This window comes from Clostridioides sp. ES-S-0049-02, assembly GCF_020658465.1.
Taxonomy (GTDB): domain Bacteria; phylum Bacillota; class Clostridia; order Peptostreptococcales; family Peptostreptococcaceae; genus Clostridioides.
On the sequence record NZ_JACVWG010000001.1, the window covers coordinates 189775 to 202930 of the forward strand.

A 13156-nucleotide genomic window follows, 5' to 3' on the forward strand; every position below is an offset into this window, starting at 1 on the left:
TAATAAAGAGAGGGGAAATTATAATAGGATGGAAAAGAAAAAAATAGGCCTATGGAGTTTGGTATTTATGAATGTATCAGCTTTATATGGTATAAGATGGATAGCTAAGTCGACAGCGTCAAGCTTCGGTTTAGGATTAGGTGCAATACCTATGTGGTTATTATTCTCATTTATATATTTCGTACCAGGAGCTTTAATTTGTGCTGAATTAGCTTCTACATATCAAAAAGGTGATGGAGGTTTATATGATTGGGTTAAGGAAGCCTTTGGAGAAAAATATGGCTTTTTAGTTTCTTGGTTAAACTGGACAGCTAAAATATTTTGGTATTCTTCATTCCTAACTTTTTTAGCAGTAAATGTTTCTTATACAATAGGAAATCCAGCACTTGCAGATAATAAGATATTTGTACTTATATTATCTTTAGTAATATTCTGGATATTATCTATTATAGCAACTAAAGGAATAAGCTTTACAAAAATATTTACTAATACAGGTGCATTAGGTTCAACAATACCAAGTGCTATACTTATAATATTTTCATTTTTAGCAGTATTAGTATTGAAAAAACATGATATGGCTTCAACATATACAATAGCTTCAATGACTCCAAAACTTAATATGGATGCATTTGTTGCTATATCAGCTATAATGTTTGGTTTAGCAGGAGCAGAAACTGCAGCTAACTTTATAACAGAGATAGATAAGCCTGAAAAGAACTTCCCTAAAGCTATATTAATATCAGCTGGAATAGTTGCTTCATTATATGTATTAGGTTCTATTGCAATAACAATGATAATACCACCAGACCAAATTACTGCTTCTAAAGGTGTGTTAGATGCGCTTGCAGCTGTTTGTGAATCTTTAGGAATAGGTTCTTGGTTAGTTCAATTGATAGCTTTTGGTATAGCTTTTTCAATATTAGGAGCAATAGTTCTTTATATAGCATCACCAATAAAAATGTTATTTGGTAGTGTTAAAAAAGGAGTATTTCCAGATAGTTTGGTAGAAGTAAATAAACACAAGATACCTTCGAAAGCAGTTATACTTCAAGCAATAATAGTTACTATAATATTATTAGTGACTACATTAATGCCTTCTGTTGATGCTATATACAATGTTCTTGTAACTATGACAGCATTAACTGCATTATTCCCATATGTATTGTTATATGCTTCTTATATTAAGCTAAGAAAAGAGAGACCAGATGAAATTAGACCATATACTATGGCAAAATCAACAGGTACTTGTATAGGTTTAGCGAAAATGGTTTTAACTGTAACTGTAGTTGGTATATTATTATCAGCAGCACCAGTTATGCCTACATTTGCTGAAAATATCATATATGAAATAGAAATGATTGGTGGAGGTCTTCTAGTTATCTTATCTGGTCTATGGTTATGGAATAGATATGAAAAGAGAACAGCTAAATAAAAATGTATTTTAAATATATATTTTGGATATTATTATATATATAGTTGACAATTTATATCATAAGGAATATTATAAAATAAAGAAATTAATAAATTAAATCCTGGGATAAGAAAGAGTAAATAAATAGACTTTTACACAGAGAATTAAGGGTGCTGAGAACTTAATAAAAAGTATTTATTGAATGGGTCTTTGAGGAGTAATGTGAAATGCAGTTTAAGACTGTAGATTATCTGATATCGTGTGTGCACGTTATAGCACATATTAAGATATATATATTCAGCTTTGAGTATATATAAATTTAGGTGGTACCACGGAAAATATATCCGTCCTATTGATTTAGGACGGATTTTTTAATATATAAAATTTAGGAGGAAAGATGAACGTAATAGGAATTATAGGTGCAATGGATGAAGAAGTAAGTATATTAGTGAATTTAATGGATATTAAAGAAATTGTAAAAAAAGCTAGCTTAGAATTTCATAAAGGAACTTTAGAAGGAAAAAATGTTGTTTTAGTAAAATGTGGTATAGGAAAAGTTAACTCTGCTCTTTGTGCACAAATATTAATAAGTGAATTTGAAGTTGATGCTATTGTCAATACAGGTGTTGCGGGGGCTTTAAATGAAAATCTTAATGTCAATGATATAGTAATTTCAACTGATGCGATACAATACGATATAGATACTACTGCATTTGGAGACCCTAAAGGTGTTATACCAAGAATGGAAACATCTGTATTTAAAGCAGATGAAAGACTCGTAGAAGCTGCTTATAAATCTTCTGTAGAAGAAACAAAAACTCATAAAGTATTAAAAGGAAGAGTAGTAACAGGAGATATATTTATAAACTCTAAAGAATTAAAAGAAGAATTAGTAAATGATTTTGGCGGGTATTGTGGAGAGATGGAAGGTGGAGCTATAGCTCATGTATGTTACTTAAATAATGTTCCATTTGTCATAATAAGAGCAATGTCTGATAAAGCAGATGGAAGTGCTGGCGTTGCATATGAAGTATTTGTACATGAGGCAGCCAACAATTCTAAAGATATCGTATTAAGCATGTTAAAATCAATATAAATATATAAGGAGGTACAAATCATATGAGTGAAAAAAAGGTTATATTTAGTGGTGCACAACCATCAGGTAAGATGACTCTAGGAAACTATTTAGGAGCTATAAAAAACTGGACTGAACTTCAAGAAAATTATAATTGTTATTATAGTATTGTTGATTTACATGCAATAACAGTACCTCAAGACCCTAAAGTTTTGAGAGCTAATACTATAGAATTACTTGCTCAATATCTAGCCTGTGGATTAGATCCAGAAAAAAATACTATATTTATACAATCACATGTTAAAGAGCATGTTGAACTTATGTGGATATTAAATACAATGACTTATATGGGTGAATTAAGTAGAATGACTCAATTTAAAGATAAATCACAAAAGAGTGAAGCAAATCTAAATGCAGGATTATTTACGTATCCAGTTCTTATGGCTGCTGATATACTATTATATCAAGCTGATTTGGTTCCAGTTGGAGATGACCAAAAACAACATTTAGAGCTATCTCGTGATTTAGCAAATAGATTTAATAATAGATTTTCACCTACATTTGTAGTCCCAGAAGGATACTATCCAAAAGGTGGAGCAAGAGTAATGAGTTTACAAGAACCAACTAAGAAAATGAGTAAATCTGATTCAAATGACAACGCATTTATATTATTGGCAGATGATTCAGATACTATAAAGAGAAAGATTAAGAGAAGTGTTACTGATTCTTTAGGTGTTGTAAAGTATACTGATGAACAACCTGGTATTAAAAACTTACTTGATATATATTCTAATTTAAGTAAAAAGAGTGTAGAAGAAATTGTAAACATGTATGAAGGTAAAGGTTATGGAGTATTTAAAGAAGATGTAGCTGAAGTAGTATCAGAAGCTTTAAGACCAATAAGAGAAAAATACGTTGACCTTCTTAATAATAAAGATTATTTAGAAAAAATCTATACTATGGGAGCTGAAAAGGCTGAAAAGCAAGCTAGAAAAACTCTTAGAAAAGTTTATAAAAAGGTTGGGTTTATAGAGAGAAGATATTAATTATATTATATATCTTCTTTAGTAAATAAATATTTAAAGTTATTAAAAAAGTATATGATAGGAAATAGAGAGGATATTATTAAGATAATATCCTCTTTAGTTTTGTAATAAAAAAAGATGAGCTTTTGCTCATCTCAAAGGGGTTAGATTATTCTTACTTTGGGGAAAGTAGAATAAAGGTAAAAGTTAACTGACGTTAACTTTGTTCTTTTTTGCATATCACTACTGAGCATAAAAAAATCAGAAAACCAGAGCCTTCTGAACTAACCTTGAACATACATCCATTATACTTTATACTCAATATGTAATTTATGAATTAATTTTAACTCTTATAAAGAAAATTGTCAATAATATATCAAAAAAACGTTTTAAAAAAATTTATATATATAATTAAATGAGTTTGATTTTATGTTTAACTGATATGATACAATAATTAAGGCAATTATTTTTTATGTATTTAATAAGCCATAAAAATAATACCAATAACATATGTAAAAATTATTTTAAATAGGAAAAATAAGAGGAAAAAACATGAAAACATCAATTTTAATAGCATTAATAGAAAAAACAAGCCTTATTGTAGTATTATTTCTTCTAATAACAAAGCTAAAAACATTTAAACAAATATTTCAAAAAGAAGAATATAGCTTAAATGATTTGATTTGTATATCTTTAGTTTTTACTTTTCTATCTATATTTGGTACTTACAATGGCATAAACTATATGGGGTCAATAGTAAATACTCGAATAATATCTATAGTATCAGGAGGCGTTTTATTTGGACCAATTGTAGGTATTACAGCAGGTTTGCTATCAGGTATACATAGGTATTTTATGGATATTGGAGGTATAACATCCATGCCATGCCTTTTATCAAGTATACTAGCAGGTGTGTTATCAGGATTTTTGTATAAGAAGATACCAAAGAAGCATAGAGTGATATATGGAATACTAGTAGGTATGATTTCTGAAAGTTTTACTATATTACTTATATATTTAATATCACAGCCTCATTCTCTGGCAATTCAAATAATTAATGGAATATACTTGCCTCTAATTGTCGGACAAATTGGTATAGGATTTGTTATATCTATAGTTGAGGGAATTGAAAAAGATAAAAAGGATATAGAAGCAAGAAATAAAGCAGAAATAAAAGCACTTCAAAGGCAAATTAATCCGCATTTTTTATTTAATTCTCTAAATACAATAGCATCCTTTATAAGATTTAATCCAGATAAAGCTAGAGAACTCATAATAAATTTATCAACTTACTTGAGATACAATCTTGAATATAGTGATAACTTGATAGACATAAATAAAGAGATTGAGCAAGTTAAATCTTTTGTAGAAATAGAAAAGGCTAGATTTGGAGATTTATTAACTATAATTTATGATATAGATGATGTAAATATAAAAATTCCAAGTTTAATTATACAACCAATAGTAGAGAATGCAATTATACATGGAGTTTTGGAAAGTGGAAGAGCTGGTGTGGTAAAAATATCTATAAAAAAATTACAACATTCATTAGAAAATACTATTAGAATATCGATTGAGGATAATGGTATAGGTATAAGTGAAGAAGTTATAAATAATGTATATCAAGATAATATGCCAGAAAATAAGATTGGACTTTATAATGTTCATTTAAGACTTAAGCTAATGTATGGAAGTGGTCTTAATATGAGAAGAACTGATAAAGGAACTTTAATTATGTTTTACGTAAAGGAGTAAGAATATGAAAGCAATAATAGTTGAGGATGAGTTTCCAGCAAGAAAAGAATTGAGATATTTTATTGAAAATAAAAGCGAGATTGAGGTAGTAAGTGAATTTACTAATGGCATAGAAGTACTAGATTTTATTCAAGAAAATAAAATAGATGTAATTTTTTTGGACATAAATATACCTCATCTTGATGGAATGTTACTTGCAAAAACATTAAATCAATTTAAAGCAAGACCTAAAATAGTATTTATAACAGCATATGAAAATTATGCAGTAGATGCTTTTTCATTAGGTGTATTTGACTATGTACTTAAGCCTTATTCTGAGGATAGGATTACATCAATGTTGGATAAGTTAGAGAAAAGTGAAACAAATAGTAGTGAAATATCTAGTGATAATAATTATATATCTAGTGATAAAAAATGTATAATAAATCAAAATATAGAGGAAATAACACATAAAATTAGCCTTTGGAAAGGTGATAAATTGGTTGTAATAGATATTGATGATATATATTACTGTGAGGCTAATGAAAGACAGACATTTATATATACTGAAAAGGAAACATTTATACTAAAAGAGGGTATATCAGAAGTAGAAAACATAATAAATGATAAAACTTTTTTTAGAACACACAGGTCTTACATAGTAAATTTAACTAAAGTAAAAGAAATTATCCCATGGTTTAATAACACATACATATTGAAGTTAAAAGATAGTGATTATGAAGTAACTGTAAGTAGAAGTAGAATAAAAGAATTTAGGCTATTAATGCACATATAAAGTCATTTCATGTATTTAAATATGCACTTAATGTGATTAACATTTATATTAGTACAAAAAAGTATTACTATTTGAACTGGAAATAGTTTTCTTAAACTTATAAAAATTTATAAAGCAATTATAAAAAAACTAAGGGGATGAATTTATGGTAAGTTTTTTAGGTTCAATGGTGGTACTTATAGTAGGTTATTTTATTTATGGTACTTTTGTAGAAAAGGTTTTTGGAATTAATGATAAAAATCAAACTCCAGCTATAGCTTGTAGAGATGGTGTAGATTATGTTCCAATGAAATGGAAAAGAATTTTCTTAATTCAATTCTTAAATATCGCAGGTTTAGGTCCTATATTTGGTGCTATACAAGGTGCATTATTTGGGCCATCAGCATTTTTATGGATAGTATTTGGGACAATTTTTGCAGGTGGTGTACATGACTTTGCTTCTGGATATTTATCTATGAAGAATAAAGGTACATCTGCATCAGAGTTAGTAGGTCTTTACTTAGGCAATAGTGCAAAAATAGCAATGAGAATATTTAGCGTTATTCTTTTGGTATTGGTTGGAGTTGTTTTTATAACAGGTCCAGCAGGATTACTAAAAACATTAACAGGAGTAAATACACAAATATGGGTTGGAGTAATAATTCTTTATTATATAATGGCTACTGTTTTGCCAATAGATAAGTTAATTGGAAAAATATATCCTTTATTTGGAGCAGCTTTATTAATTATGGCAGTAGGTGTAGCAGGAGGATTAATAATAAAGGGATATAACATACCAAATATAAATTTACAAAATATGAATCCAAATGGAACACCCCTATTCCCATATTTATTTATAACAATAGCATGTGGGGCAATATCAGGTTTTCATGCAACACAATCACCACTTATGGCAAGATGTGTTGAAAGAGAAAGTGAAGCAAGACCAGTATTTTATGGTTCAATGGTTGCAGAAGGAATAATAGCTTTAGTTTGGGCAGCAGCAGCTATGTCATACTTCCATGGTATACCTCAACTTAATGTAATATTTAATGATGGTGGAGCAGCTACTGTTGTTAATACAGTATCTGTTGGATTGATGGGGCCTATTGGAGGAGCTTTGGCTATACTTGGTGTTGTAGCATGTCCTATAACTTCAGGTGATACAGCATTTAGAAGTGCTAGATTAACAATAGCTGATGCAATGAACTACAATCAAGATGCAGTTAAAAATAGATTTTTAATAGCTTTACCACTATTTGCAGTAGGTGTTGCTCTTACATTTATAGATTTTAATATAATTTGGAGATACTTCTCTTGGGCAAATCAAACACTTGCTATGATAATGTTATGGACTGGTTCTGCATATTTGGTTAAAGCAAATAAAAACCACTACATAACTACATTGCCAGCGCTTTTTATGACTGTAGTAACATTTAGTTATATAATGCAGGCAAAAGAAGGTTTTAGACTACCAGTAAATATATCTAATGGAATAGGTGTTGCTGTTGCAATAATTCTTGGTATTTTATTCTTTAAAAAAGCTAAAGATATAAAAGAACAAAATACTCATAAATTAGCAAGTTAATATAATTATTATAAAAAATAAAAATATAACATTTAAATGTGTTTTAAAAATTTGTAGGTGAATTTAAAATTTGCCTACAATTTTTTTTGAAAAAATCAAATCTTACTTTTTATTGTATTTTTAATTTAGTTTTCCACATACTATTTTTATGATATAAATATTAAAATTAGAGGTGTTAAAAATGGATACTAAAAAATACAAAGATAAATTATTGAAAGAAAGAGCAAATTTGACTAATTTAGTGGGAGATATGAAAGACAATACTTTATTTGGAGATACAAATAAACATACCAGTGAAAAGTATTCATCAGGAGAGTTATCTAGTTATGATAATCATATAGGAGATATGGGAACAGATTTATATATGCAAAATATGCAAAATAGTTTAATAAATCATGAAGAAGGTAGATTGTATCAAATAGATATGGCATTATCTAAAATAGAAAATGGGACATACGGACTTTGTGATTTATGTCATAATAAAATAGATTTAGAAAGATTGGATATACTACCTGATACAAATTTATGCAATGAGTGTGCAAAAAAAGAAGAGGATTTATTAGGACACGCAAGTGAAACTCCTGAAGTGGAGGATTCTAATTTTTATTCAACAGACCTAACAAATTTAACTGATTTAAACAAAAACGGAACATTAAGAGATTAAAAAATTGACATCATATATTGTTAGAACGAATTAAGAAAAGAGGTAATGACATGAAAAAAGTAATGTGGGGTATATGTATATGTGTATTATCAATAGTAGGCGTATATACATATAGTCATAATACACATAATCAAAATAGCGTAAAAGAAGCTTATAGTCTAAATGACAATATAAAGAACGATTATGAAGATGTAATAATCAAGCAAGGAAATGAGGACGAAAAAATTTTAGCATTGACTTTTGATGATGGGCCAGATGAAGACTTTACACCACAAGTACTTGATATACTAAAGAAAAATAATGTAAAAGCAACTTTTTTTGTGGTTGGAGAAAAAGTTGCATATAACAAGGAATTACTAAAAAGACAGTATGAGGAAGGGCATGAGATAGGTAATCATACATTTACACATATAAATGTTGAAAAAAATAGTTATAATAAAGTAGAAAAAGAAATAACAGATACACAAAATGCTGTAAAGAGTGTAATTGGAGTAGAGCCCAAAATATTTAGACCTCCATATAGAGCTATGAGCAAAAGTGTATGTGATATTATAGTTTCTAAAGGTATGAATATAATTCTTTGGTCAAACTTGGACCCTAGAGATTGGTCAAATCCTGGCGTTGATAGTATTATTAATACTATTCTTACAAAAGTACAAAATGGAAATATAATACTTCTACATGATTATAATAATAAAAGAAACAATAAATCACAGACTATACAGGCTTTGGAAGTAGTAATTCCCAAGTTAAAAGAAAAAGGGTATAAATTTGTAACAGTATCTGAACTTATACAACATTTAGATAAAAATCAACAAGTACAAAAATAAAAGATATTTGTTTAAAGACTAATGATGCTTGTAAATCTAAAATACAAGCATCATTAATCTTTAAGCTATAAAATACACAAAAAGTATTGAATAATAGAGTATTTTGAAATTTTTTATACATAATAATGTAATTTTAAATTTGTAGCAATTTATAATATAGAAGGGTTAATATTATTTTTGATTAGTTTTACTAAAAAATTCAATTTTAACAGAGTTGCTCTTTATAGTATTTTTTTTGTATAATGGTAATAGTGAATTTCAATCAAAATTGATTTTTAAATAATTTATAGGGGGAAAAATCATTGTTATATGTGTTAATAATAATTCTGCTTATAGGATTAGACCAATTGTCTAAACTATGGGTGTTAAATAATTTGGTGAATGTGTCTACAATACCAATAATAAAGAATGTATTTCATCTAACTTATGTTGAAAATAGAGGTGCAGCATTTGGACTATTACAAAATAATCAATGGATATTTATAATAGTTGCACTAATTGCAACAGTATTTGGGTTATATTATCTCAATACAAGAAAAGTACATACATCTGGAAAGTTGGGAATCATATTAATAATATCTGGTGCATTAGGAAATCTAATTGATAGAGTTAGATTAGGGTTTGTAGTAGATTATTTTGACTTTAGGATTATATGGGAGTATGTATTTAATGTAGCTGATGTATTTGTAGTTGTAGGAACTGTATTTTTATGTATATATGTTTTATTTTTTGAAAGTAAAAGTAGGTGATTTGATGGAGAATGTAAGAGAGTTTTTAGTGCTTGAAGAGGAAGAAGAGGTTAGACTTGATGTTTATCTAGCAGAACAATTAGGAGATATGTCAAGAAGCTACATACAAAAAATTATAAAAGATGGTAAAGTAAAAGTTAATAATAAAGTAGAAAAAGCAAAATATTTAGTTAAAGAAGAAGATAAGATTATTATAGAAATACCAGAACCTAAAGTTCTAGAGGTTGTAGCTCAAAATATACCAATAGATATTGTATTTGAAGATGATGATATTTTAATAATTAACAAGTCTCAGGATATGGTTGTTCACCCTGCTCCTGGAAATTATGAAAATACATTGGTAAATGGAATTTTGTATCATTGTAAAGATAAGTTATCATCAATAAATGGTGTTATTAGACCTGGTATAGTTCATAGAATAGACAAAGATACTTCTGGTCTTCTTATGGTAGCTAAAAATAATTATGCACATAATTTTTTAGCAGAACAATTAAAAGAGCATTCTATAACTAGGGAGTATGAATTTATATGTTATGGTGTAGTTAAAGAAGATAAAATAACTGTAGACAAACCAATAGGAAGAAATCCTAAGGATAGATTAAAAATGGCTGTAGTAAAAGATGGAAGAAATGCAGTAACTCATTTTGAAGTGGTAGAAAGATTTGATAAATTTACTCATATGAGAGCTAGACTTGAAACTGGTAGAACTCATCAAATAAGAGTTCATGCCTCATCTATAAATCATCCGCTTTTAGGTGATAGTGTATATGGACCTAAAGAAAATAAGTTTAAACTAAAGGGACAAACTTTACATGCTAAGAAATTGGGATTTATACATCCTACCACTAAGGAATATATTGAATTTGATTCAGAATTACCAGAATACTTTAAGGAAGTTCTTAGAAAAATTAAATAAAAGTTTGTATGATATTATAAATCATCTAATTAGATTTATACAAGTGATAAAATTAGTGAAGTTTAGCTAAAATATTTTATATTAAAGTATTTTGATTAAAAAAGCTTGAAAAATTTGAAATATAAATATATAATTTGAGTTAATGGAGTATAAAAATTATCTTTAAACGATACAGAGATATCGTAAGACAATTGCTGAATTAGACTATATATTTTTTTATATAAAAGCTTCTTGTCTTGTGATGAGAAGTTTTTTGTTGTTTAAATTGAAAATTTTAATAAAGTGGTTCTATAAAAATTTAAGAGAGAGGAGTAGATTTGTCAAAATAAAAGAGAATATATTTTTTTGACAATAGTTATGATATGGTAGAAAAAGCTCAATTAATGGATGAAAAGGCTATAGCAAGAGCAATTACTAGGATAAGTCATGAGATAATTGAAAGAAATAAAGGTGTAGAAAACCTAGTCTTAGTTGGAATAAAGACTAGAGGTGTACCAATCGCAAATAGAATATCTAAAAAAATAGAACAAATAGAAGGAACAAAAGTAGATACTGGTGATATTGATATAACACTTTATAGAGATGACTTAGAAAAAATTAATGTTGAACCAGTAGTCAAAGGAACATATCTAGATTTTAATGTAGATGATAAAACAGTAGTTTTAGTTGATGATGTGTTATATACAGGAAGAACTGTAAGAGCAGCACTTGATGCTATTGTTGATATAGGAAGACCTAAATCAATACAATTAGCAGTATTAGTGGACAGAGGACATAGAGAATTGCCTATAAGAGCAGATTATGTAGGAAAAAATGTCCCTACTTCAAGACATGAAATTATATCTGTTAGTTTATTAGAAATTGATGGAGAAGATTCAGTTACAATCAAAGAATAGTGGTTTTTTAATATTATATAAAAGCTCAGCATTGTATAGTCATGGAGGAGGATAAAGCTTACATATATTGCACAAAATAAATAATACAAGTTTATTAATGTGTATATTAATGTAGTCTCTATTCTCCTTTATTTTGGTTTTCAATGTCGTAAAATGTAAAAAAATGATAGTTTGTACAGTAAGTATATAGAGATTAAAAAATAGAATCTAGGGAATTATAATTAATTAAAAGATATTAATTGAACAAAGGATTTATTCATATATAATAATTTTTGGAGGTTTTTATGAAAAAAACGATAATGTCTTTACAACATTTATTGGCCATGTTTGGAGCGACAGTATTAGTTCCCATTTTAACAGGCTTTAATCCATCAGTTGCAATTTTTTGCGCTGGTGTTGGTACATTGATATTTCATTTTTGTACAGAAGGAAAAGTACCTGCATTTTTAGGTTCAAGTTTTGCTTTTATTCCTGTTATACTAGCAGCTAAAGAAGCTTATGGAGGAGATTTGGCATATGCTCAGGGTGGTATAATAGTAGCAGGATTAATTTATATTATAATGTCAATTATAGTAAAATTAGTTGGGGTGGATAAAATTAAGTTATATTTTCCAGCACAAGTTACAGGAGCTATGATAGCAGTTATAGGTTTGAATTTATTACCAACAGCTTTTAATATGGCTTCAGCTAATTTTATAATAGCTTTTTTGACTTTAGCAATAGCAATTTTGACTAATAAGTTTGGTAGAGGATTTATAAAACAATTAGGTATATTAATAGCTGTTTTTTCTGGATATATAATATGTTTGGTACTAGGATTAGTAGACATAACTACAATTACAGAAGCAAGTTTACTTGCTATACCTGACTTTACAATTCCTAAATTTAGCTTAGGAGCAATTGTGATTATATCTCCAGTTGTTTTAGCTGTATTTATGGAGCATATAGGAGATATGACTACTAATGGTGCTGTTGTAGGAAAAAACTTTATAGAGAATCCAGGATTAAACAGAACATTACTTGGTGATGGATTTGCAACTATAGTAGCAGGATGCTTAGGTGGACCAGCTAACACTACTTATGGGGAAAACACAGCAGTACTGGCGATAACTAAAAACTATGACCCTTCAATACTTAGACGTACAGCAGTATTTGCTATATTGCTTGCATGTGTAGGAAAGTTTGGAGGATTTCTTCAAAGTATACCAGGTTCAGTTATGGGTGGAATCAGTATAATGTTATTTTCAATGATAACTTATGTTGGATTAAAAACTATAAAAGATAGTTCTTGTGTAGAAAGTAAAGTAAATATATTGATAATAGCAGTTATATTATTGATAGGTCTTGGAACAACTTACTTATCTAATAAAGGGATTTCTATAGGAATTCCTATAACAAGTACTGTAAAGATAACTGGTCTTAGTTTGGCTGCGATTGTAGGTATTGTACTAAATAGAATATTGAATAATCAAGATTTTAAAGTTGAAAAATAA

The 13156-nt window shown here is 28.1% G+C and carries 12 protein-coding genes and 1 other annotated feature; all 12 genes read left to right on the top strand.

Going from position 1 to position 13156, the window contains the following annotated elements; translation table 11 throughout:
* Positions 1-28 precede the first annotated feature (28 nt).
* Positions 29-1432, top strand: coding sequence for an APC family permease (locus IC213_RS00975; RefSeq protein ID WP_227432454.1), 1404 nt, complete (start codon positions 29-31; stop codon positions 1430-1432).
* Between the two features lie 93 nt (positions 1433-1525).
* Positions 1526-1766, top strand: a binding site (T-box leader).
* A gap of 42 nt (positions 1767-1808) precedes the next feature.
* On the top strand, positions 1809-2507 hold the full coding sequence (locus tag IC213_RS00980; RefSeq protein WP_227432455.1) for a 5'-methylthioadenosine/adenosylhomocysteine nucleosidase: 699 nt from the start codon (positions 1809-1811) through the stop codon (positions 2505-2507).
* A 23-nt stretch (positions 2508-2530) separates the two neighbouring features.
* Positions 2531-3532, top strand: a complete 1002-nt coding sequence (trpS, locus tag IC213_RS00985; protein ID WP_227482885.1) for a tryptophan--tRNA ligase — start codon at positions 2531-2533, stop codon at positions 3530-3532.
* Positions 3533-4063: 531 nt separating this feature from the next.
* Positions 4064-5266, top strand: a complete 1203-nt coding sequence (locus IC213_RS00990) for a LytS/YhcK type 5TM receptor domain-containing protein (RefSeq protein ID WP_227862631.1) — start codon at positions 4064-4066, stop codon at positions 5264-5266.
* Between the two features lie 4 nt (positions 5267-5270).
* The gene (locus tag IC213_RS00995) at positions 5271-6041 is read left to right on the top strand and encodes a LytR/AlgR family response regulator transcription factor (protein ID WP_227432458.1); all 771 of its coding nucleotides are present in this window, start codon (positions 5271-5273) and stop codon (positions 6039-6041) included.
* A gap of 145 nt (positions 6042-6186) precedes the next feature.
* Entirely contained in the window at positions 6187-7608 is a 1422-nt protein-coding gene (locus IC213_RS01000; protein WP_227432459.1) for a carbon starvation protein A, read from the top strand.
* Positions 7609-7789: 181 nt separating this feature from the next.
* The gene (locus tag IC213_RS01005) at positions 7790-8272 is read left to right on the top strand and encodes a TraR/DksA C4-type zinc finger protein (protein WP_227432460.1); all 483 of its coding nucleotides are present in this window, start codon (positions 7790-7792) and stop codon (positions 8270-8272) included.
* A 50-nt stretch (positions 8273-8322) separates the two neighbouring features.
* A complete protein-coding gene (locus tag IC213_RS01010; RefSeq protein ID WP_227432461.1) occupies positions 8323-9102 on the top strand; it encodes a polysaccharide deacetylase family protein in 780 nt (259 codons plus the stop codon).
* A gap of 302 nt (positions 9103-9404) precedes the next feature.
* Positions 9405-9851: a signal peptidase II gene (gene lspA / locus IC213_RS01015; protein ID WP_227432462.1), complete on the top strand. Its 447-nt coding sequence runs from the start codon at positions 9405-9407 to the stop codon at positions 9849-9851.
* On the top strand, positions 9820-10767 hold the full coding sequence (locus IC213_RS01020; protein ID WP_227862632.1) for an RluA family pseudouridine synthase: 948 nt from the start codon (positions 9820-9822) through the stop codon (positions 10765-10767). Before lspA ends, IC213_RS01020 begins: the two co-directional genes overlap by 32 nt.
* A gap of 362 nt (positions 10768-11129) precedes the next feature.
* The gene (pyrR, locus tag IC213_RS01025; RefSeq protein WP_227862633.1) at positions 11130-11663 is read left to right on the top strand and encodes a bifunctional pyr operon transcriptional regulator/uracil phosphoribosyltransferase PyrR; all 534 of its coding nucleotides are present in this window, start codon (positions 11130-11132) and stop codon (positions 11661-11663) included.
* 284 nt (positions 11664-11947) lie between these two features.
* A complete protein-coding gene (locus IC213_RS01030) occupies positions 11948-13156 on the top strand; it encodes a uracil-xanthine permease family protein (protein WP_227432465.1) in 1209 nt (402 codons plus the stop codon).